The organism is Nonomuraea harbinensis (genome assembly GCF_019396385.1).
Taxonomy (GTDB): Bacteria; Actinomycetota; Actinomycetes; order Streptosporangiales; family Streptosporangiaceae; genus Nonomuraea; species Nonomuraea ferruginea.
The window spans coordinates 62,844-82,207 of sequence record NZ_JAHKRN010000033.1; the positions used below are offsets into that span (position 1 = coordinate 62,844).

22 protein-coding genes are annotated in these 19,364 nt (G+C 72.0%); 8 read left to right on the plus strand and 14 right to left on the minus strand.

Translation table 11 applies throughout. From position 1 onward, the window contains the following. Window positions 1-20: 20 nt before the first annotated feature. Complete coding sequence (locus KME79_RS29265; protein ID WP_246640619.1) at window positions 21-1,298, plus strand: FAD-binding oxidoreductase; 1,278 nt, start codon at window positions 21-23, stop codon at window positions 1,296-1,298. Window positions 1,299-1,308: 10 nt separating this feature from the next. Here KME79_RS29265 and KME79_RS29270 read toward each other — a convergent pair whose 3' ends face one another. Together KME79_RS29270 and KME79_RS29275 are read right to left on the minus strand one after the other, a co-directional pair. Continuing rightward, a complete protein-coding gene (locus KME79_RS29270; RefSeq protein ID WP_148030650.1) occupies window positions 1,309-2,058 on the minus strand; it encodes a crotonase/enoyl-CoA hydratase family protein in 750 nt (249 codons plus the stop codon). Between the two features lie 64 nt (window positions 2,059-2,122). Further along, entirely contained in the window at window positions 2,123-2,347 is a 225-nt protein-coding gene (locus KME79_RS29275) for a hypothetical protein (RefSeq protein WP_219547599.1), read from the minus strand. A gap of 135 nt (window positions 2,348-2,482) precedes the next feature. On the opposite strand from KME79_RS29275, the gene KME79_RS29280 reads away from it, so the two are divergent. The 3 genes from KME79_RS29280 (at window position 2,483) to KME79_RS29290 (ending at window position 6,022) form a co-directional block, all read left to right on the plus strand. Further along, the gene (locus KME79_RS29280) at window positions 2,483-3,142 is read left to right on the plus strand and encodes a trimeric intracellular cation channel family protein (RefSeq protein WP_246640631.1); all 660 of its coding nucleotides are present in this window, start codon (window positions 2,483-2,485) and stop codon (window positions 3,140-3,142) included. Between the two features lie 74 nt (window positions 3,143-3,216). Continuing rightward, on the plus strand, window positions 3,217-3,609 hold the full coding sequence (locus KME79_RS29285) for a hypothetical protein (RefSeq protein ID WP_148030648.1): 393 nt from the start codon (window positions 3,217-3,219) through the stop codon (window positions 3,607-3,609). Window position 3,610: 1 nt separating this feature from the next. Next, entirely contained in the window at window positions 3,611-6,022 is a 2,412-nt protein-coding gene (locus KME79_RS29290; protein WP_219547607.1) for a DUF4132 domain-containing protein, read from the plus strand. Here KME79_RS29290 and KME79_RS29295 read toward each other — a convergent pair. From KME79_RS29295 to KME79_RS29310, 4 genes are all read right to left on the minus strand, one after another. Further along, complete coding sequence (locus KME79_RS29295) at window positions 6,000-6,572, minus strand: DUF1707 SHOCT-like domain-containing protein (protein WP_219547609.1); 573 nt, start codon at window positions 6,570-6,572, stop codon at window positions 6,000-6,002. The genes KME79_RS29290 and KME79_RS29295 overlap by 23 nt on opposite strands. 42 nt (window positions 6,573-6,614) lie before the next feature. Next, window positions 6,615-7,247, minus strand: a complete 633-nt coding sequence (locus tag KME79_RS29300; protein ID WP_246640620.1) for a TetR family transcriptional regulator — start codon at window positions 7,245-7,247, stop codon at window positions 6,615-6,617. A gap of 257 nt (window positions 7,248-7,504) precedes the next feature. Further along, the gene (locus tag KME79_RS29305) at window positions 7,505-7,750 is read right to left on the minus strand and encodes a hypothetical protein (protein WP_219547610.1); all 246 of its coding nucleotides are present in this window, start codon (window positions 7,748-7,750) and stop codon (window positions 7,505-7,507) included. A gap of 76 nt (window positions 7,751-7,826) precedes the next feature. Then, the gene (locus KME79_RS29310; RefSeq protein WP_219547611.1) at window positions 7,827-8,267 is read right to left on the minus strand and encodes a winged helix-turn-helix transcriptional regulator; all 441 of its coding nucleotides are present in this window, start codon (window positions 8,265-8,267) and stop codon (window positions 7,827-7,829) included. Between the two features lie 114 nt (window positions 8,268-8,381). Here KME79_RS29310 and KME79_RS29315 point away from each other — a divergent pair, with 114 nt between their 5' ends. Further along, the gene (locus tag KME79_RS29315) at window positions 8,382-9,305 is read left to right on the plus strand and encodes an NADP-dependent oxidoreductase (RefSeq protein WP_219547612.1); all 924 of its coding nucleotides are present in this window, start codon (window positions 8,382-8,384) and stop codon (window positions 9,303-9,305) included. A gap of 444 nt (window positions 9,306-9,749) precedes the next feature. On the opposite strand, the gene KME79_RS29320 is transcribed toward KME79_RS29315, so the two are convergent. After that, entirely contained in the window at window positions 9,750-10,175 is a 426-nt protein-coding gene (locus tag KME79_RS29320) for a DUF5980 family protein (protein WP_219547613.1), read from the minus strand. 147 nt (window positions 10,176-10,322) lie between these two features. Continuing rightward, window positions 10,323-11,030: an SDR family oxidoreductase gene (locus KME79_RS29325; RefSeq protein WP_219547615.1), complete on the minus strand. Its 708-nt coding sequence runs from the start codon at window positions 11,028-11,030 to the stop codon at window positions 10,323-10,325. A 58-nt stretch (window positions 11,031-11,088) separates the two neighbouring features. Here KME79_RS29325 and KME79_RS29330 point away from each other — a divergent pair, with 58 nt between their 5' ends. After that, on the plus strand, window positions 11,089-11,496 hold the full coding sequence (locus KME79_RS29330; RefSeq protein WP_219547655.1) for a MerR family transcriptional regulator: 408 nt from the start codon (window positions 11,089-11,091) through the stop codon (window positions 11,494-11,496). A 48-nt stretch (window positions 11,497-11,544) separates the two neighbouring features. On the opposite strand, the gene KME79_RS29335 is transcribed toward KME79_RS29330, so the two are convergent. From KME79_RS29335 to KME79_RS29345, 3 genes are all read right to left on the minus strand, one after another. Beyond that, a complete protein-coding gene (locus tag KME79_RS29335) occupies window positions 11,545-11,850 on the minus strand; it encodes an antibiotic biosynthesis monooxygenase family protein (protein ID WP_219547617.1) in 306 nt (101 codons plus the stop codon). A gap of 256 nt (window positions 11,851-12,106) precedes the next feature. Beyond that, window positions 12,107-13,162, minus strand: coding sequence for a DUF6183 family protein (locus tag KME79_RS29340; protein ID WP_219547619.1), 1,056 nt, complete (start codon window positions 13,160-13,162; stop codon window positions 12,107-12,109). A gap of 80 nt (window positions 13,163-13,242) precedes the next feature. Then, entirely contained in the window at window positions 13,243-13,614 is a 372-nt protein-coding gene (locus KME79_RS29345; RefSeq protein ID WP_219547621.1) for a DUF5997 family protein, read from the minus strand. Between the two features lie 55 nt (window positions 13,615-13,669). Here KME79_RS29345 and KME79_RS29350 point away from each other — a divergent pair, with 55 nt between their 5' ends. Beyond that, complete coding sequence (locus KME79_RS29350; protein ID WP_308249092.1) at window positions 13,670-14,398, plus strand: LysR substrate-binding domain-containing protein; 729 nt, start codon at window positions 13,670-13,672, stop codon at window positions 14,396-14,398. A 51-nt stretch (window positions 14,399-14,449) separates the two neighbouring features. On the opposite strand, the gene KME79_RS29355 is transcribed toward KME79_RS29350, so the two are convergent. After that, window positions 14,450-16,135 carry an acyl-CoA dehydrogenase family protein gene (locus KME79_RS29355; protein WP_219547623.1) on the minus strand — a complete coding sequence of 562 codons (1,686 nt, stop codon included), beginning with the start codon at window positions 16,133-16,135 and terminating at the stop codon, window positions 14,450-14,452. Between the two features lie 31 nt (window positions 16,136-16,166). Between KME79_RS29355 and KME79_RS29360 the strand changes: the two genes are divergently transcribed. After that, the gene (locus KME79_RS29360) at window positions 16,167-16,886 is read left to right on the plus strand and encodes a PaaX family transcriptional regulator C-terminal domain-containing protein (protein ID WP_148030627.1); all 720 of its coding nucleotides are present in this window, start codon (window positions 16,167-16,169) and stop codon (window positions 16,884-16,886) included. On the opposite strand, the gene KME79_RS29365 is transcribed toward KME79_RS29360, so the two are convergent. Both KME79_RS29365 and KME79_RS29370 read right to left on the minus strand, forming a co-directional pair. After that, window positions 16,876-17,898 (minus strand): hypothetical protein, encoded by a 1,023-nt coding sequence (locus tag KME79_RS29365; protein WP_219547625.1) that lies wholly within the window; start codon window positions 17,896-17,898, stop codon window positions 16,876-16,878. The two genes, KME79_RS29360 and KME79_RS29365, sit on opposite strands and share 11 nt — an antisense overlap. Before the next feature lie 66 nt (window positions 17,899-17,964). Continuing rightward, window positions 17,965-19,362, minus strand: a complete 1,398-nt coding sequence (locus KME79_RS29370) for a glutamate-cysteine ligase family protein (RefSeq protein ID WP_148030625.1) — start codon at window positions 19,360-19,362, stop codon at window positions 17,965-17,967. Between the last annotated feature and the right edge of the window lie 2 nt (window positions 19,363-19,364).

The following is a 19,364-nucleotide window of genomic DNA, read 5'->3' on the forward strand; positions in this document are numbered from 1 at the left end:
GAAAACGCATGCTTGTCCCCATGAACGAGCTGAAGAACATGATCAAGGGCAGGCTGTGGCTCCCGGGTGACGCGGGGTTCGACGAGGCTCGTACGCCGTGGAACCTGTCGGTGGACCAGCCGGTCGCGGCGGTCGTGGAAGCGGCGGGCGCCGACGACGTCGCGGCGACGGTCGGCCACGCCGCGCTGCACGGGCTCACCGTGACCACCCAGGCGAGCGGGCACGGCGCGGTGACGGCCGAGGGCGTGGTCCTGCTGCGCACCCACCTGATGGACACCGTCGAGATCGCGGACGGCGTCGCGCGGGTCGGCGCGGGCGCGAAGTGGGGCCAGGTGCTGTCCGCGGCCGGGCCGCTCGGGCTGACCGGCGTCGCGGGCAGCTCCCCGGTGGTGAGCGTGACCGGGTACACGCTGGGCGGCGGGCTGGGCTGGTTCAGCAGGAAGTACGGGTTCGCGTCCGCGAGCGTGCTGGCCGCCGACGTGGTGGACGCCACCGGGGCGCGGGTGCGGGTGACCGCCGAGTCGGACCCGGAGCTGTTCTGGGCGCTGCGCGGGGGCGGCGGCGACTTCGCGGTGGTGACCGGGCTGGAGTTCGCGCTGAGCCCGGCGCCCGTCCTGTACGGCGGGCGGATGATGTGGCCGGCCGAGCGGGCGCCCGAGGTGCTGGCGGCCTTCCGCGAGGTCACGGCCGGCGCGCCCGAGGAGCTGACGGTCTGGTTCGACCTGCTGAAGTTCCCCGGAGCCCCGGGGCTCGTCGCGGTGGACTGCACGTACCTGGGCGAGGACCCCGGTGAGCTGCTGCGCCCGTTCGACGCGGTCGGCGGCGCGATCGGCGACACCAGGGCGGTGCTGCCCGTCGCCGACCTCGGCTCGATCTGCGCCGAGCCGACCGACCCCACCCCGTCGGCCGGGCGGGTGGAGCTGCTGACCGGGCTGGACGACGCGGTGGCGGCCGCGCTGCTCGCGGACCCGATCGATCCGCTCTTCAGCGTCCAGGTGCGGCACCTGGGCGGCGCCCTGACCCGCCCCTCGGGCGGCGCGGCCGGCGAGCTGACCGAGCCGTACCTGCTGTACATGGTGGGCCCGGCCATGCCCGGCACCGCCGAGCGGATGGACGTCCTGTCGAAGGCCCTGGTGCCGCACACGAGCGGGCGCAAGCCGTACACGATGCTGCACAGCGGGGAGCAGGCCGCGTCCGCCTTCGACGCCGGGACCCTCGCCCGGCTGCGCGACCTCAAGCGGGCCCGCGACCCGCACGGCGTCCTCAGGGCCAACTACCCGGTCCTGGGCACCGCGTAGGAGCCCGGGGTCAGATCGCTCCGAAGTCCCCGTGCCGGCCCGCGCCCCCGGCGAAACGCGCGGCACCGGAGGCGGCGTCCGGCAGGGAGACCAGGCCGTGCCGGAGCTCGTTGCGCATGGCCTCCCGCTCCCCCAGCCCTTCCTGCTCCAGGACGGACATCCGATCCCCCCGCAGGCACGCCTGCGGGAATCGGGCGATCTCCAGGGCCAGCGCCTCCGCCTCCCGGCGGGCCGTCCCGTCGGCCACCACCCGGTTGGCCAGGCCCATCTCGTACGCCTCGCGCGCGCCGACCGGGCGGCCGGTGAGGATCAGGTCCATCGCCCTGCTCCGGCCGATGAGGCGCGGCAGCCTGACCGTGCCGCCGTCGATGAGCGGCACCCCCCACCGCCGGCAGAACACCCCGAACACCGCGCTCTCCTCCGCCACCCGCAGGTCGCACCAGAGCGCCAGCTCCAGCCCGCCCGCGACCGCGTGGCCCGAGACGGCGGCGACGACCGGCTTGGACAGCCGCAGCCTGGTCGGGCCCATCGGCCCGTCGCCCTCCTCGCCGACGTGGTTGTCCAGCTTCTTGAGGTCGGCTCCGGCGCAGAACGTGCCGCCCTCGCCCCACAGCACGGCCACGTCGGCGTCGGACGCGTCGAACTCGCGGAAGGCGGCGGCGAGCGCGCCGGCGGTCTCGCGGTCGACCGCGTTGCGCGCCTCCGGCCTGCTGATCACCACCGTGGTGACCTGGCCCCGGCGCTCCACGCGTACGGTCATGCTGCCTCCTCGGGAAGCCCGTGCCGAGCCTACGACGCCGATGTCACGAGCCGTCGGTGAGCCATCACCGGCCGCGGCTCGCCGCCGTCTCCCAGGGCGGTGACGGTGCTGGCACGCCGATCCCGGCGCGCACGTCGTAGCCGCAGCCGGTCAGCCGCCTGGCGGCTTCGGCGGACGTGCGGCGCTCGGCGTGGCCGAGTTCGGGGTGGGCGTGCAGGTCCTTGTAGAGCGCTTCCAGGCCGGGCCTGATCCGGTCCAGGCCGGCGAGGATCTCTGTGCCGCCCGGCATGCCGTGCCCCTCTCATGAGTACGGACATACCTGGTCATCCCCGACGGGCCGGTTCGTATACGCCAACCTGCGGCAACATCCTTACCAACACCCGCGACCCCGGACACGGTGATCATTACCCTCGGGAGGGTGCGGATGGACACGGCCACCACGGTCCTCGACCTGGTCGGGGTGTTCCTCAACGCCCTGCTCGGCGGGACGGTGGCGCGGCGCGACCGGCTGGACCTGTTCGGCTTCCTTGTGATCGGGATCGCCTCGGGGCTCGGCGGCGGCCTGATCCGCGACGTGCTGCTGCAGCACGGCCCTCCGGCCGCACTCACCGACCCCGCCTACATCCCCACCGCGCTCGCCGGCACCGGGGTCGCCTTCCTGCTCGACATCTCACCGCCCGACTGGAGCCGGGCGTTCAAGTTCCTGGACGCGGCGGCGCTCAGCGTGTGGGCGTCCGTCGGGGCGCAGAAGACCATGGGGGTCGGCCTGGGCCGGCTCCCGGCGATCCTGCTCGGCACGATCACCGCGGTCGGCGGCGGCGCGATCCGGGACCTGCTCCTGCAGCGCGTCCCCGCGGTGCTGCAGGACACCCGCTGGTACGCCTCCGTGGCCGTCCTCGTCGCCGCCGTGGAGGTGCTGGGCATCGCCACCGGATTCCCGGTCGCGGGCACCGTCGCCGCCATCACGCTCGGCGTTCTGCTGCGGATCGTCGCCGAGTGGCGCGGCTGGACCGTGCCCCGCGGGCTGGAGGTGCGTCCGTCGGCGGTGCTGCGCCGCAGGCGACGGCGCGACGGCGACCCGTGAGCCCACCGTGATTTGTCACCCGCCGCTGCTATGAAGAATGCGATCAACCAACCCCCCACGGAACGGGTGCGTTCATGACGACGGTGACCTTTCGCGATGAGACCGCGACAGGCCGGGCTCTGGAGGAGTTCTCCCTGCCCGGGCTGCCGGAGCGGATCTCCGCCAGAGAGCTGGTACGGCTCCGCGTACGCGAGGAGGTGGCCCGGCACAACGCCGCCCCCAGCCACCACTTCCGAGGCCTGGTCAAGCCCACCGACGCCGAGACCGAGCTGAACGGCTACCGGATGCGCACCGCACGCAGGCTCGACTGGGAGAGGCAGGCCGACGCGGCCGAGGCCGCGTTCGCCCGCAACGGGTTCCTGCTGCTGGTGGGCGACCGGCAGATCGAGGACCTGGACGAGGAGGTCGTCCTCACGACAGACCCGGTGGTGTCGTTCGTCAAGCTCGTCCCGCTGGTCGGGGGCTGACGTGGACTATCAGGTCCTCAAGGACTCGCCGCTCAACAACGACTACACCTCCGTGTACTTCGCCAACGACCACCGCGACCTGTTCGACCGCCTCGACGCCGCCTTCGCGGCGGAAGAGGAGCTGGTCTGCGGGGAGGACGAACGCGTCCCGTTCGCCGTCTGGGCGCAGATGCGGCTCAGCCTCGGCTGGGACGGCGGCCACGAGCACGACGAGCGCCGCTTGGCGGTGATCCGCGACGTGATCGACCGGATGCCGGACCTGCCCATGGAGACCGTCAAGCAGGTGTGGGGCGTGGCCGACAGGCTCATGACCTGGGCGCACACCAACATCCACGAGCTCTACAGGCTGCCGCTGGCCGCCACCGCCCGGCTGCCGTACCACGAACGGCGTGACGTGCTGAACCACCGGCCCAGGTGGCTGGCCCAATACTGGAAACCCGCCTGGGAGGTGCTGCGCGAGCCGATCGGGACGTTGCTCACCGAGCCCGAGACCGGTGACCCCGCCGCGACCGTCCGCAACATCATGTGGGAGGACGACGCCTTCGCCCGGCGCATGATCGACGCGCACGCCGCCCGGCTGGCCGCGCCCGAGGTGCTGCCGCTGCTGCGCCACTGGAACACGGCGACCGCGTCGAAGCCGAGCGCCCGGTGGCTGAAGCGGGCCGCCGCGCTGCTGACCCCGGAGGCGGACGAGGTGATCCGGGACGTGCTCCGGATGGTCGTCACGCACCGGGAGGTCACCCACCGCCACCAGTACCGCGGCGGCGGCGAATGGACCGAGACCGTCTTCCTGCGCGAGCGCACCGCAGTGCCGCTGCGCGGCATGGTCTGGACGTGTGAGCTCGTCGACCAGCCGTGGGTGACCTCGCTGCTGGGTGACGTCGCCGTGACCACGGGCACCGGCATCGGCGGCACGGGCGCCAACGCCCGCAGCGAGAAGCTGGCCAACGCCGCGATCGGCGTGCTGGGCCGGCGCGGCGGCCTGGAGGTGGTCGCCCAGCTCGCCCGCGTCCAGGCCAAGGTGCGCAAGAAGACCATTCTCGCCGGAGTGGCCAGGACGATCGGCGCGGTGGCCGCGCAGGCGGGGCTCTCCCCGGAGCAACTCCTGGAGCGCACCGTGCCCGGCTTCGGGCTGGGGCCCGACGGCGTCCGCACCGAGCAGGGCCTGCGCCTGGCCGCCGACGGCACCGTGACCTTCACCGATCCATCCGGCAAGATCCGCAAGACCATCCCCAAGAGCGTCGACCGGGAGCTTCTGGCCGAGTTCAGGGCCGCCGCCAAGGAGCTGAGGAAGACCCTGCCGGCCGAACGGTTCCGGATCGAGCGGGCCCTGGCCACCGAGCGCGTCTGGCGCTGGCGCGACGTGTGTGAGTTCTACCTGGACCATCCGGTCACCGGCACGCTCGCCCGTACGCTCATCTGGGAGATCGTCCAGGGCCCCGCCGGGATTCCGGTGCGCCGCGAGGACGGCTGGGAGCTGACCGGCCCGGACGGGCGCCGCGTCCAGCCCGGCCCTGACACCCCGGTCCGTCTGTGGCATCCGATCACGCACGGCGTGGAGGAGGTCCGAGCCTGGCGCGACCATCTCATGGACGCCGGCCTGCGCCAGCCGTTCAAGCAGGCCTTCCGCGAGGTCTACCTGCTCACCCCGGCCGAGGAGGCGAGTCACGACCACTCGCGCCGCTTCGCCGGTCACCTCCTGCGGTACGGCACGGCCAAGGCGCTGCTGACCGAGCGCGGCTGGACCGGCATGTCGCTGGGCCACTGGGGCTGGGAGTACGGCTCCGACCAGGCCGAGGCCACCCGCGAACTGCCCGGCGGGCTGGCCGCGCACTGGGACTTCCACCTTGACGAGCACTCCTTCGACCGCGACGGCGTCGGCACGGTCTCCATCTGCGTCAGCGGAAACCTCCGCTTCACCGGCGCGGACGACCGGGCCGTCCCCCTGGAGCGGGTCCCTCCCCTGGTGCTCTCCGAGACGCTGCGCGACGCGGACCTGGCCGTCGGCGTCACCTCCACCGGCCTCGACCTCCAGGGCGACGGCGACTACTGGCAGTCCTACAGTTTCGGCGCGCTGTCGGAGACCGCCCGGATCCGCCGCGACGCCCTGACCCGGCTGCTGCCCCGCCTCTCCATCGCGAGCCGCTGCGAGCTCACCGAACGTTTCCTCCGGGTCCGCGGCGACCTGCGCACCTACAAGATCCACCTCGGCTCGGGAAACATCCTCATGGAGCCCGACGACGCCTACCTGTGCATCGTCCCCGGCGGCGTCGGCGACCAGGTCTTCCTGCCCTTCGAGGAGGACGGCGGCATGCTGTCGGTCGTGCTGTCCAAGGCGTTCCTCCTGGCCGCCGACACAGCCATCGCCGACCCGGCGATCACCCGGCAGCTCACGAACCGGAGGCCTTCTTGACCTTCGTGCCGACGCCGCCGAACAGGGCGAGGCCGCTGACGACGATCCGCGGCGCCCCCCGCTCCCGGCGCACGGCGCTCCTGTCGAACGCGCCGAACAGGCCGAAGCCCTTGACCTCGACCTCCACGTCGTCGGGCACGACTACCTCGGTGTAGCCCCACAGGGCGAAGGCGCGCACCCGGATCTCCCGGCTCGCGAAGCGGGCGTCGCGCAGGTCGATCTCCCCGCCGCCGAACACCGCCAGCGAGGTGAACGCGGGCGGCGCGACCCAGCGGCCCCTGCGGCTGAACCAGCCGAACACGCTCAGCGCGAACCGGGAACTCGGCTCGTCCCGTACCACCAGCGTCTCCGCGCGGGCCGGCTCGGGGAGGCCGCGGCCCGCGTACGCGAGCTCGTCCTGGGTCCTCGCCTCGTAGATCTCGCTCAGCCGCTGGTCCAGCTCGCCCAGCTGGATCCTGCCGGTGGCGGCGGCCGACTGGAGCCGCTGGGCGGCCTGGTCACGCTCCTCGTCGGAGGGGCGTACCTGCCGGCTCGGGGGGTGCTCGACCATGCTTCGGAGTCCTGTCTGTGCGGTCAGCGTGACCACACCATCTTATTCTCCAACTGGAGAACAAGCCTCCTCCACCATGTGCGCCCCCATCATCCGGGCGAGCTGAACGCGGAACTCCGCTTCGTACGCCGGGTCGCCGGGATCGTGGCCCAGGCCCGCCAGCCACGACCGGCCGCCGATGGCGAACCCGTACGCGGCCGACAGCCCGACCAGCACGACCGCCTCGATGCGCGCCCGGCTCGGCACCGGCCCTCCCGCGAGCGCCGCGCGGATGCCGGCCTCCATCGTGTCGACCAGCTCCACCAGCTCCGGCCGCGCGGCGCCGCGGTACTCCGCGTGCATCTCGGCCCAGACGAACAGACGCAGGTAGCTCTCGTCCGCCAGGGTGTCGAACAGCACCCCCATGATCCCCGCGGCGGTGGGCACGCCGTCCTCGGCCTGGATCCGCTCGCGCACCCGCGCCTCGATGCGATCGTTCTCGGCCCGCAACACCTCCCGGACCAGGGCGGCATAGGTGCCGAAATAGTGGGAGGCGAGCCCGTGCGCGACCCCGGCGGCCTCCGCGATCTGCCGCAGGCTGACGTTGTCCGGACCTCGCTCCCTGATCAGCCCGGCCGCCGCCGCCAGCAGCTCGGCGCGCGATTCCGCGGGACTCCGCCTGCGTCTGGATGCCATGACCGGCAGTTTATGGTCCGCCGGACGATCAAGACCGGGACCCGCGTCGCCGAGAACCGGCTCCACATCCCTCGGCCGACTTCAACGGCTACGACGCCACTTACGTGGCCCTGGCCGAAGCACTGGACTGCACTCTGGTCACCACCGACGAGAAAATCCACAAGGTGGCCCGTAAGTACGTCAACGTCGACTTCTGCTGATCTGTCGTCGCAGGCGCGTCGCTCCCCAGCGGGGTGACGGCCCGCGGCCCTTCCGCCTCAGAGACAGGCCGGCGCGGTGCCGGGCTGCATGCGGACGAGCGACGGGCGGCTGAATTCCGGCGGTACGAACCCGCGCCCCACGCACAGCACCAGGCCGGCGCCGGACTGGTTGACGAGGACGGCCTGGCAGCCGGGAGGCGGCTGGTTGCGGAACGACTGGAGCTGAGCGAGCTGCGGCTGGAGCTGTCTCGGAGGCTGACAGCTGTCGTAGACGATCGTGCGGCTGCCGGTCTCGCTGATCAAGGTCAGCTGCCGTCCGCCGCATGGGCTGCGCCCGTGCCCGCCAGGGTCAGAGCGGCGTGCCATCTGCAACCCCTGGTCACGTGGTACGGGTGTCGTACTGCTCCCGGTTGGCGAGGACCTCGTCCATGTGCGTCTCCGCCCACGCCTTGATGCCGTGCATGAGGTCGCGGAGCGAGAGGCCGAGGTCGGTCAGCTCGTACGTGACCGTGACGGGCACGGTGGGCGTCACCGTGCGGGTGATCAGGCCGTCGCGTTCGAGGCTGCGCAGGGTCTGGGTGAGCATCTTCTGGCTGACTCCGGCCAGGCGGCGGGACAGCTCGGAGTAGCGCATCGGTCTCGGCTCACCGGCGCAGACCTCGCCGGGGCGCGGGCCGTCGCTCCCGAGCGCGGCCAGGATCAGGGACACCCACTTGTCGGAGATCCGGTCCAGGAGCCGGCGGCTGGGGCAGCCGGCCAGGAACGCGTCGTACTCCATCTTCGCCTGCGCCCGCTGCTGGGCCGCCGTCGTCGTCGGCATCGGCCGCTCCTTCCTACCGCCGGGTGGGATACGCACTCCGGAGTGCGTACTTCCCGTCAGAGAGTAACCCCTCCATGGTGGTGCAAAAGCTCCCGTTTCTCCATAGGAGGCGACATGTCCACAACCTTCCGCACCGCCGTCGTCCGCACGCCGGGCGGCCCCGACTCCATCGAGATCATCGACGTGCCCCTCGTCGAGCCCGGACCGGGTCAGGTCCGGGTCGAGATCGCCGGGGCCGCGGTCAACCCCGTCGACCTGGCGGTCGCCGCCGGGGTGTTCCACGGGCGCGGGCTGGTCGACCAGCCCCACCACACCGGTCTGGGCTGGGACTTCTCCGGCACGGTCGCCGCCGCCGGCCCGGGCGTCGGCTGGGCGGTCGGCACGCGGGTCGCGGGGCTGATCGACGGGTTCGACCGCGACTTCGGCACCTACGCCGAGCAACTGATCGTCTCGGCCGACGACATCGCGCCCGTGCCCGCCGGCCTCGACCTGGTCGCGGCGGCCGCCGTCCCGCTCAACAGCCTGGCCGCGGCCCAGCTCGTCGACCTGCTCGGCGACGGTGACGGCCGGAGCCTGCTGGTGACCGGCGCGGCGGGCGCTGTCGGCGGCTACGTGCTCTCGCTGGCCCAGGATCGCGGGTGGCGGGTCACCGGACTGGCCCGTACGCAGGACGAGGAGTTCGTGCGCGGCCTCGGCGCCGGCTTCACCACGCGGGCCACGCCCGGCTGGGACGCGGTGGCCGACGGCGCCGCGATGCAGGAGCAGGGCATGCCTCTCGTCCGCGACGGCGGCCTGTTCGTCGGCGTGCAGCCGGGGGCGGCCCCGGCGGAGGTGCGGGGCATCACCGTCCGCGTGGTGGTGGCGCGGCCGGACGGCGCCCGGCTCGCGCAGCTCCTGGAGGCCACCGCCGATGGCCGCCTCCCGGTTCGGGTGCACGCCGTCGTGCCTCTCGACGAGGTCGCCTCCGCCCACCGCGCGGTCGCCAAGGGCGGCGTACGCGGAAGGTACGTTCTCACGCCGGGCACAGCGATGGACTGACAATAGGTGACCATACGGCCACTCGCAGCGAGATCACCGCCGGCCCGTGCGACCCGCAACGCCACTACCTGGTGCCGCCGACGCCGCGGATCTCAGAGGCCCGGGCGCTCGCCACGATGGATCGTTACTTCACGGTGCACAGAGCGACCTGGGCGAACGGGTGAAGACGACTCGGGCGTCAGCTCCTTGCCACGGCTGCTCGCGCCGGCGGTCAGCCGATTCAAGGACCTGCTGGACCCCGCGGGAGCTTGTAGCGAAGCGATCCACTGTCCGCGGCCGATTGGGGAACCGCGGACAGTGGATCTGCTCACCTTCTTATGGGTCGCACAGGTACGTGGACCCCGTTGCCGAGCATTCCTGCCGGGCTTTTCGCTGCGCGCGAGGGCTGGTGCCCACCGGCGGATAGAGGCACCCTGTTCCGAGCAGGCTTGGCGAATACGCGCTTTAGTAGCAGCGCTCCTTGACGGAGATGGTGATGGGGTTGGACAGGGTTCGCGTCCCGTCCGAAGCCGTCAGCTGCGCCGTGTAGACGCCGATCGGGAGCGGGTCGAACTCTGCGAAAACCCAGCCGTTGATCGTTGTCGAACCGTTGGAGCTGGTGTGATTCGAGCCGGGGGGGATTTCGTCGGCCTGGGTGACGACCGCCCCGGGGGGCAGGTTCTCCACCGTGACGTGGACGGGCGACGACCAGCTGCCGACGACAGCGGCCACGAAGTATGTCCAGTAAGAGTGGCCGCGTTGGATGCAGATTTGATTTTCCCCCATGAGGTCCCACGTCGCCGCCGAAGCGGGGGTGCTGCCGGCCAAGGCGATGGCCAGTCCTGCCGTCGCGCCGAGCGCCGCTCTGGCGGCGCGGTGACTGATTTTCACGGCTGCCTCCCTTGGTTCTTGTTCCACAGAAACCTCTGACTCAGCAATCATTGATGATTAAAGAACCTTCTGACAAGAAAGTTTCTGTGTTCTTATGAAATTTTCATTCGAGAGTAAAGGGAAGATCGTCCAGCCGGGCGAGGGCGGTCAGGTCGAGAGGGCGGCCGCCGCTTCCCGGTAGATGACATCGGGGTCCTCGGACAGCCATGCCTTCACCTGGCGGCTCCAGTCGTCGGCGAGCACTTCGGGCCGGTGCGCCTCGATGCCGTCGAGGGCCGCCGCGACGATCGCCTCGGGAGCGCTCTTGTCGCCGTCGTACCAAGCCATCATGTCGGTGTCGGCGGCGCCCAGGTGCAGGCCCGTAACCAGGGTGCGCTGTCCGGCCAGTTCCAGGCGTGCGCTGTTGGTGAGCGCCCACTCCGCGGCCTTCGCCGCGTGGTATGCGCCCGCACCGGCGGAGGCGAACCATGAGATGGCGGACAGAACGTTGAGGATCGCGCCGTCGGCCAGCTGGGGCGCGAAGGCACGGATCACGTGAAGAGTGCCGTAGAAGTGGGTGTCCATCTCGCGGCGGATCACGTCCAGGTCTCCGGTGACCAGATTCGTCCCGGTCGAGATTCCCGCGTTGTTGATGACGATCTTGACGTCGGATGCCGCTGTCACCGCGTCGGCGACCGATGCCGGATCGGTGATGTCCAGCCGCAGCGGGACGACTCCCGGCACGTCGATGAGGTCGGGACGACGGGCGGTGGCGTACACCTTGCCGGCGCCGCGGTCGAGGAGGGACAGGACGAACTGCCGGCCCAGGCCGCGGTTGGCCCCGGTGACCAGCACATGTGCTCCGTTGATCTGCATGCGGATACGCTAAGACCTGACGTTGACGTCAGAGGCAAGTCTTGTGATGGAGGTCATGGTGCGGATCGGCGATCTGGCGGCGAGGTCGGGCGTCAGCGTGCGGGCGCTGCGCTACTACGAGGAGCAGGGACTGCTGGAGGCGCACCGGAGCAGCTCCGGGCAGCGCCACTACCCCGAGTCGGCGGCCGACCGGGTCCATCTGATCCAGATGCTGTACGCGGCCGGCCTGTCCAGCCGGACCATCGCCGAGCTGCTCCCCTGCGTCGAATCCAAGGTCAGCACTCCCGCCACGCGTGCCCGGCTCGCCGCCGAACGCGATCGCATCGATGCCCAGATCGCGGAGTTGACCCGTACCCGTGATCGTCTGGACACGGTCATCCGCGTCTCCGAAAGCCCGGACAGCGACTGCACCAGACTCGCGTATCAGGACGTCCCCGCAGAAGCGGGTCGCTCCACGACCCCGTGATGCCGTGCGGCCAGGGCAGGGCGCGGCCCCGAAGCCCGGTGGGTGGCGTCAGGTCTCGATCGTCCCGATCTCCTCGTACTGCTCGATGGCGGAGGTGGTGTCCATGCCGGGCGCCTCGCGGTCGGAGTGGGCGGCTTTGAACGAGTCGGAGCGCAGCCAGGCGATGAAGTCCGCGCGGGAGTCGAACTCCATCGTGGACACGTAGGGCTGCCCTTCCTCCGTGGGGCGCAGGAGGGAGCTGCGCCGCAGGCCGGGGACGCCGGCGAGGGTGGCGCGCATGCTCTCCATGAAGGTGGCCTCGAACGCCTTGGCGTCCTCGGAGGGAACGTCGATGCGGTTCATGATCATGTGCATGGGGGTGCCCTTCTCCGTAGCGCCATGGCTCTTTTCCCGACGCCCTGTCGGGATGATACCAACGCACCGTCGATAAGTGGTCGCCGAGTTGCAAGCGAACCCTGCGACTGGGCACGCCTGGGTGATGCTGCGGATACCAACTCAGTGCGAGGCCGCCGACGGTGGCGCCGGCTACGGCGGAGGCCGGGGTGAGGGCGGCTTCGGCGGAGATGGCGGCGACGGCGGCGACTGACTGGGAGACCGGCTCGGCCGCGTCTCAGTCGGTGTCGGTGGCGGCGAGGACGTGGACCAGGAGGCGGTCGGGGTCGAGGGCGGCGATGCCGACGTCCCAGGCGACCTGGTAGAACCAGGCGGTCGAGGCGTCGAACAGCACCCAGGTGCGGCCGGCGGCGTCCTCGACGCGGGTGCCGCCCGCCAGGGCGGTCATCGACTGCCAGGCCAGCAGCCTGCCGTAGGCGCCGCCCCGGCCGCTGCCGTAGGCGGAGCCGGTGGCCGCCGCCGCGAACAGCACCCGCATCACCTCCGACGGCGTGGCGGCGCGCACGGTCACTTCCCCCTCGCCGGCGAGGCAGGTCAGCCCGAGCCCTTCCAGCAGCTCCGCGTCCAGCTCGGCCGGCATCGCGAGCCGGAACGCCCGCGCCTCGATCCGGCCGTTGGAGTCCTCCGCCCAGTTCTCCACCGCCGCCGTGAGCAGGCCGGGCGCGAGCAGCTCCACCGCCGGCATCTGGTGGCCGGGCCGCCGCGGGAAGCCGGACCGCTCGACGGGACCGAACGGGATCGCGTACGACGCCCCGCGCAGGCTGTACGAGGGCAGGTCCAAGGAGTCCTCTAAAGGCAGCAGGGTCAGCGGGAGGATGGCCAGGGGGTGGTTCGCGTCCGCCAGATGGGCGGTCACCCGGCGGACGGCGCCGTGCTGGCCGATGTCCGGATGACGTAGCACCAGCTCCTGCGTCAGGCACGCGAACAGCTCCGGCGCCTGCTCGTACTCCTCGTACAGCGGCAGCAGGTTGTCCACCGGCTGGGCGGAGGCGAGCTGGGCGGCGGCCAGGCGGACCCGGGAGTCGAGCTGCTCGGTCGCGGCCAGGCGCACGGCGCAGGCCGCGTTGCCCGGCCCGGGGGTCAGCGCCAAGGCCTGCTGGATGTGGAGCAGGACGGCGTCGCGCTGCCAGCCGGGCTCGGCGGCGCGCAAGGTCAGGGCCAGCTCGTACAGCTCTCCGGCCCGTCCCTCGCCGGCGGCCCGCTCGACCAGGTCGTAGTGGCGAGTGACGTCCTCGGCCTCGTGAAGTCCGGCCGGCAGCTCATCCAGCGACATGGGCGTCCTCGTGTAGGTCGGGCCACGCAGCATACAAGCGGACGTGATCTACGGCGAGCCCCGCGACCGGGCTGGACGGGCTAGCGCTGCTTGAGGCGCTGCGCCTCTTTGCGGACCTCGGCCTGGGTGGAGCGCTCCTGCTCCAGCCACGCGGGGTTCTCCGCCTTGAGCGCGTCGATCTCGGCGGTGGTGAGCGGGTCGGTGATGCCGTTTCTCATCAGGCCGGAGATGGACACCCCGAGCTTCGCGGCGACGACCTGCTTGGGGTGGGGGCCGTTGCGGCGCAGGTCGGCGAGCCAGGCGGGAGGTGAGGCCTGGAGCGCGTTCAGCTCGCTCCGGGAGACCACGCCCTCCTGGAACTCGGCGGGGGTGGCCGAGAGGAGGATGCCCAGCTTCTTGGCCGCCGTCGCGGGCTTCATCGTCTGGCTGGTCTTGGGTTTGGGCGTGGTCATGGAGTCCAGCGTAGTCAGGCGGAACCGGTCCTTCTCACATCGGTACCCTGACGGGGTGACTCTTGAGGAGACCGGCGGGGTGTTCCGGCTGGCGTACCCGCCCGGCGTGACACCGGCGAAATGGGTCGGCGTCTGGGCCGAGAGGGTGCCCGACGTGCCGCTCACCCTGGTCCCGGCTCCCGCCGCCGACGTGGTGGGCCTGCTGCGCGGCGGGGGCGCCGACGCGGGCTTCGTGCGGTTGCCGGTCGACCGTGACGGGCTCAGCGTGATTCCCCTGTACGTGGAGACCACGGTGGTCGTGGTGCCGAAGGATCACGTGGTGACCGCGGCCGACGAGGTGACCGTCGCCGATCTGGCCGACGAGGAGATCTTCCACCCGCTGGACGACGCCATCGAGTGGACGGTCCGCCCCGGGCGGCCCGCGTTCGAGCGGCCGGCCACGACGGCGGACGCGGTCCGGCTGGTGGCGGCCGGGGCGGGGCTGCTGGTCGTCCCGCAGTCGCTGGCGCGGCTGCACCATCGCAGGGACCTCACCTACCGGCCGGTGTCCGGCGCGCCGCAGTCGCAGGTGGGGCTGGCCTGGCTCACGGACGCGACGACCGACCTGGTGGAGGACTTCATCGGGATCGTCCGCGGGCGCACCGCGAACAGCTCGCGTGGCCGTGCGCCTCAGCCTTCGGCGGAGAAGCCGGCGCGGCGGGAGGCGGCGAAGCCGGTCCAGCGCGGCTCCGGACGCCGGGGGACGGCGACCGGCGGCCGGAAGAAGGGCCGCCGGCCCCGCTGACCGCCGGAAGCTCGAACACCCGGGTTGAAGACCACGGGGGAATGCGGGTGGTCAGAAGGTGAAGGCTCCTCGGGTGAGGGTGTCGAAGTGGTCCAGGTCGTCGGCGGGGCGGTCGAGGCCGCGGAGGGGGCCGTGGTCGGCGAGGTGGGCGTCGGCGTAGAGGCGGGCGACCAGGGCCTTGCGGGAGCCGTGGCCCGCGCGCTCCTCCCAGCCCGCCTGCTCGGTCAGCAGCGCGGCGGCGTACACGTCGGCCATGAACTGGGCCAGCGGGTAGAGCCGGGCCTCGGCCACGGCCGGGCCGAGCGAGGACCAGGCGGTGATCGCCTTGCCCAGGTCGTCGACGCGGCCGCGTACCAGGGACCAGTCGCCCGAGGGGGCCCGGTCCACGGCGGCGGCCAGGCGGTCGAGGAACGGCTCGTGGGCGTTCTCGCGCAGCATCGCCCGGCGGACGTCGAGGCAGAGGATGTGGTCGCCGCCCTCCCAGATGGGGTTGACCTGGGCGTCGCGGAGCAGCCTGGCGACCGGCCACTGCTCGATGTAGCCGTTGCCGCCGTGCACCTCGACGGCGTCGCTGGCGGCGGTGAGGCCGAGGCGGGCGGCGCGCAGCTTGATCAGGGCGGGGGCCAGGCGCAGGCGCGGCCCGACGTGGCCGTCGAAGACGAGCGCCTGGACGGCCTCGACCTCGACGATGAGCTCGGCCAGCTTGCGGCGCATGAGGGGCTGGTCGGCGAGCGGCCGGCCGAACGCCTCGCGGGCGCGGGCGTAGCAGAGCGACTCGGTCAGGGCGCGCCGGGCGATGCCCGCGCCCATCATGGCGACGCCGAGCCTGGAGGCGTTGGTGAGCTTCATCATCGTGCCGAGGCCGGAGCCGGAGCCGGGCCCGGCCAGCAGGAACGCCTCGGCGCCGGCGAACTCGACCTCGGCCGAGGCGACCGAGCGGGTGCCGAGCTTGTCCTTCAGCCGCCTGATGCGCACGCCGTTGCGGGTGCCGTCGCGGCGCTCCCACAGCACCAGGAACGGCGCCACGGAGCCTTCGTGCCTGGCCAGCACCACGAACGCGGACCCGTTGGCGTTGGAGGCGAACCATTTCAGCCCGGTCAGCGACCAGGCGTCGCCGGACGGCTCGGCGGTGGTCTCCAGGGCGGCCAGGTCGGAGCCGCCGGTCCGCTCGGTGAACATCTGGGCGGCTTCGCCGGAGTAGTCGCCGTTGGCGAAGATCTCCCGTACCCGTTGCTTGACGTCGTCGGGAGCGTGGCGTTCGGCGAGCGAGACGACCATGTCGCCGCCGGTGCCGAGCGCGCAGCCCATGCCGATGTCGGCCTGGTCGAGCAGGTAGGTCCAGGCGGCGGCGAGCGCGGCCGGGTCGGCGCCGTGGGCCCGGGCCTGCTCGGCGAAGGCCGGGGAGGTGAAGTTGTCGGCCATGAGCGCGTCGCGGGCGGCGTGGAACGAGGGCGGCATGACGACCTCGCTGATGTCACGCCCCCATTTGTCGTACTTCTCCAGCCGGGGCGGGTTGCGGTCGGTCTCCTCCGCGCAGGCGGCGATCGGGCCGCCCATGAGCGCGCCGAGGCGGTCGAGGTGCGGCTCGGCCCAGGCGTAGCCGTCGCCGAGGTGGCGGCGCATGAGCAGCTGGAGCGACGGGTCGCAGCGCCACCAGTTGCGTCCCGCGGCTCCCTGGTAGCGCTCGGTGGCGTAGCGGTCGCTGGAGTCGAAGGGTTCGACGAGATACCTGCCCATACCACCGAGCATTACATATCATCGACACGCGATGGAAGAGCGTAATACACTCAGCGCCCGCTCGGCCGTGCTCAGCGCGCTGCTGGGCAGCCATCCGCCGAGCCTGCCCGCCCGCCGCCTGGTGCGCGTCGGCGCGCTGTTCGGCATCGCCGAGGGCACCGTACGGGTCGCGCTGTCGCGCATGGTGGCGGCCGGCGACCTGGTCCAGTCCGGCGGCCGCTACGCGCTGACCGAGCGGCTGGCCGAGCGCCAGGCCAGGCAGGACGAGAGCCGCGCCCCGCACACCCGGCCGTGGGACGGCACGTGGGAGATCGCCGTGGTCACCGCCGAGCGGCGCGCGCCCGCCGACCGGGCCGCGCTGCGGCACGCGATGACCACGCTGCGCCTCGCCGAGCTGCGCGAGGGCACCTGGATGCGGCCCGCCAACCTGCTGCGGGAAGAGTGGCCGGCGGTCGTGACCGCCCAGTGCACGCTGATCGACGGCCGCCCGCACGCCGACCCCACTCCCCTGCTGTGGGATCTCGACGGCTGGGCGGCCGAGGCGCGCGGGCTGCGGCGCTCGCTCGACCGCGCCGAGGGACTGGCCGAGGGGTTCCTGGTGTCGGCGGCGGTGCTGCGCCACCTGCTGGCCGACCCGCTACTGCCGCCCGAACTGCTGCCGGACGACTGGCCGGGCGCCGGGTTGCGGGCCCGCTACGACGACTTCGACCGCCGCTTCCGCGAGCTGCTGGACCGGCATCTCAGAGATTGACGCCGAACACCACCCGTTTGCGCCGGAACTCGGCCAGGCTCCACACCTTGCCGCCCCGGGCGGTCAGGTCCTCCGGGCCGATCGGGAACGGCCGCCGGGCGAGCTTCCCGTTCTCGTACACGAGCAGCCTGCCGTTGGCGCCGGAGCCGGCGGACTGGCTCAGGTACCACCGGCCGTCGCGGGAGATCGCGCCCTGGATCTTCTCGTGCCCCATGACGAACGCGTCCGCGGGCTCGCCGTCCAGCTCCAGGTTCCAGCGCACGACCCGGCCTTCGCGGTGGTCCTCGGCGTACTCGCCGGAGATCAGCGTGTGCGGGGTGGTGCTGCGGTCCAGGCCGACGAACGAGAACCTGGCGCCCTTGACCGCGACCCTCCAGAAGTCGGTCTGCGGGATGACGTAGCGGTAGCCGAAGGCGTGCAGCCGGCCTCCGTGCCGGCCCACCCGCTCCCCGTCGCCCACGCCGGCCTGCGCGCTGGTCAGGTCGAGCACGTTGTTCAGGTCGAAGACCCGCAGGCCCCTGGTGGTGTCGGCGACGTAGAGCAGGTCGCCGTAGCAGGCGACGCCGCCCGCGTGGATGTCGATGGGCTTGTAGGACCCGTCGGGGGCGGCCTCGACCAGCAGCGCGTGCCGGTATTTCAGCGTCGAGGGGCTTAAGAACGTCACCCTGATCCCCCGCTCGCCCTCCTCCGGCCGGTAGTACCACGTGGCGACGAACACCGAGACCGGGATCGTCCCGGAGTCCGCCCCGCAGGTCAGCCCCTGCGGGTACCAGTCGGCGGTCTCCTGGTCGCCCTGGTCGAAGGCGTACCACACCGACGGCTTGGGCATCGACCCGAACGCCTCGGGCGCGCCCTTGCGCACGGCCTTCCTGTTGGCCTGGGCCAGCACCTCCTTGATCGGGGCGGCGCGGATCTCGCCGGCCAGCTTCGCCGCCCCCTCCGCCAGGGTCCCGGTGTCACGCACCAACCGGAAGGGGGTCCCGTCGGTGGGTTTCATCCCCGTGTCAGCCATGCATCCCTCGCTTTTCCCGTCTGTACGCAAGAGTCTGACGGAAGGGGTGACGAGAAGGTTGCGTCACTAAGACCACAGGTGTACCGGCAGCCCCGACAGTGCCAGCTCGCGGTAGCGGCGCACCAGCCGGGCCCGGTCGCCGCCGAACTCGGCCAGCTTCTCCCGCTGCCAGGCCGCGCCGGTGCGGCGCAGCCGGGTGCGCTGCTCGATGATGCCGAGCGCGTCGTCGGCGTCCTTCACGGACACGCCGTTGGCCAGCAGCGCGGCGCGCGCCTCGGGCAGCAGGCTCAGCACCAGGTCGGCGGCCTCGAACTCGCCGTCTCGGCCCGGCCACGACAGCTTGGCGTCCAGCCCGTGCATGGCCGCGCGGTAGAAGTTCTGGTACGCCTCCGCGAACCGGTAGCCGGTCAGATCGCGCTCGGCCTGCGCCAGCGTCAGCCCGAGCAGGAACGCGGTGTTGGCGGTCATGTCGGCGCACGACGGGCCGGCGGGCAGGGCGCGCATCTCGATGCGCAGGTGGCCGCCGTCGGCGGGGTCGTAGACGGGCCGGTTCCACTGCCAGATGGTGCCCTGGTGCAGCCGCAGCTCGGGCACGTCCGTACGGTCGCCGTCCTCGACGAGGTTGGGCACGACGGGGTCGTAGTCGTTGACGTACCGTTCGAAGAGCTCGTACGCCCCCTCGCGCACCCAGTCGGAGCCGAAGGTCACCCGCCCGTCCTTGCGGTAGAGCCGCTCCACGTCGCGGTCGTCGGCCGCCTCCTCGAACAGCGCGATCCTGGTCTCCTCCCACAGCGTCCGGCCGAGGAACGCCGGCGAGTTCCCGCAGGCCGCCAGCACCGGGCCGATCGCCAGCTGGGCGGCGTTGAACAGCCGGGCGAACCGGTTCGGCGGCACCCGCAGATGCACCTGCCAGGAGGTGTTGGCGCTCTCCAGGATGACGTTCTCCACGCGCAGTTCCAGGTCCTCGACCTTGACCAGGAACGGTTCCAGCCGCAGCCGCCGCAGGCCCCTGCGCAACGCCTCGTAGCGGTTCTCCTCGCTCATCGCGTCGGCGGTGAAGTCGCCCACGTCGAGCGTCGGCAGGATGCCGATGGGCAGCGCCCCGCCTCCCTCGACGGCCTCGTCAACCATGCACATCGTCTCCTGGATCTCCGCCCCCAGCCGCTCGAACGGCCGCCCGGCCAGCGGGATGGGGGTGAGGTTCACCTCGATGTTGTAGCGGCCCAGCTCCAGCACCACGCGGGGATCGCCGAGGCGGTCGCGCACCTCGCTGTTGCGCGGCAGCGGCCTGCCCTGCTCGTCGACGAGGAAGAGCTCCAGCTCCGCGCCGATCGTGACCGGCCCCTCGCCGAAGCCGGGGCGGTCGAGCAGCTCGCGCAGCACCGTGAGCTGCTCGTGGAGCCGCTCGCCGAACCGCAGAAATTCGTCCTCGGTAAACCGTGCTTTATCCAGATCCTGTCCCATGC

Coding starts and splice junctions, on each gene's coding strand:
- KME79_RS29265 (WP_246640619.1), top strand. CDS start 21: ATGAACGAGCTGAAGAACATGATCAAGGGCAGGCTGTGGCTCCCGGGT.
- KME79_RS29270 (WP_148030650.1), bottom strand. CDS start 2,058: ATGACCGTACGCGTGGAGCGCCGGGGCCAGGTCACCACGGTGGTGATC.
- KME79_RS29275 (WP_219547599.1), bottom strand. CDS start 2,347: ATGCCGGGCGGCACAGAGATCCTCGCCGGCCTGGACCGGATCAGGCCC.
- KME79_RS29280 (WP_246640631.1), top strand. CDS start 2,483: ATGGACACGGCCACCACGGTCCTCGACCTGGTCGGGGTGTTCCTCAAC.
- KME79_RS29285 (WP_148030648.1), top strand. CDS start 3,217: ATGACGACGGTGACCTTTCGCGATGAGACCGCGACAGGCCGGGCTCTG.
- KME79_RS29295 (WP_219547609.1), bottom strand. CDS start 6,572: ATGGTCGAGCACCCCCCGAGCCGGCAGGTACGCCCCTCCGACGAGGAG.
- KME79_RS29300 (WP_246640620.1), bottom strand. CDS start 7,247: ATGGCATCCAGACGCAGGCGGAGTCCCGCGGAATCGCGCGCCGAGCTG.
- KME79_RS29310 (WP_219547611.1), bottom strand. CDS start 8,267: ATGCCGACGACGACGGCGGCCCAGCAGCGGGCGCAGGCGAAGATGGAG.
- KME79_RS29315 (WP_219547612.1), top strand. CDS start 8,382: ATGTCCACAACCTTCCGCACCGCCGTCGTCCGCACGCCGGGCGGCCCC.
- KME79_RS29325 (WP_219547615.1), bottom strand. CDS start 11,030: ATGCAGATCAACGGAGCACATGTGCTGGTCACCGGGGCCAACCGCGGC.
- KME79_RS29335 (WP_219547617.1), bottom strand. CDS start 11,850: ATGCACATGATCATGAACCGCATCGACGTTCCCTCCGAGGACGCCAAG.
- KME79_RS29340 (WP_219547619.1), bottom strand. CDS start 13,162: ATGTCGCTGGATGAGCTGCCGGCCGGACTTCACGAGGCCGAGGACGTC.
- KME79_RS29345 (WP_219547621.1), bottom strand. CDS start 13,614: ATGACCACGCCCAAACCCAAGACCAGCCAGACGATGAAGCCCGCGACG.
- KME79_RS29355 (WP_219547623.1), bottom strand. CDS start 16,135: ATGGGCAGGTATCTCGTCGAACCCTTCGACTCCAGCGACCGCTACGCC.
- KME79_RS29360 (WP_148030627.1), top strand. CDS start 16,167: ATGGAAGAGCGTAATACACTCAGCGCCCGCTCGGCCGTGCTCAGCGCG.
- KME79_RS29365 (WP_219547625.1), bottom strand. CDS start 17,898: ATGGCTGACACGGGGATGAAACCCACCGACGGGACCCCCTTCCGGTTG.
- KME79_RS29370 (WP_148030625.1), bottom strand. CDS start 19,362: ATGGGACAGGATCTGGATAAAGCACGGTTTACCGAGGACGAATTTCTG.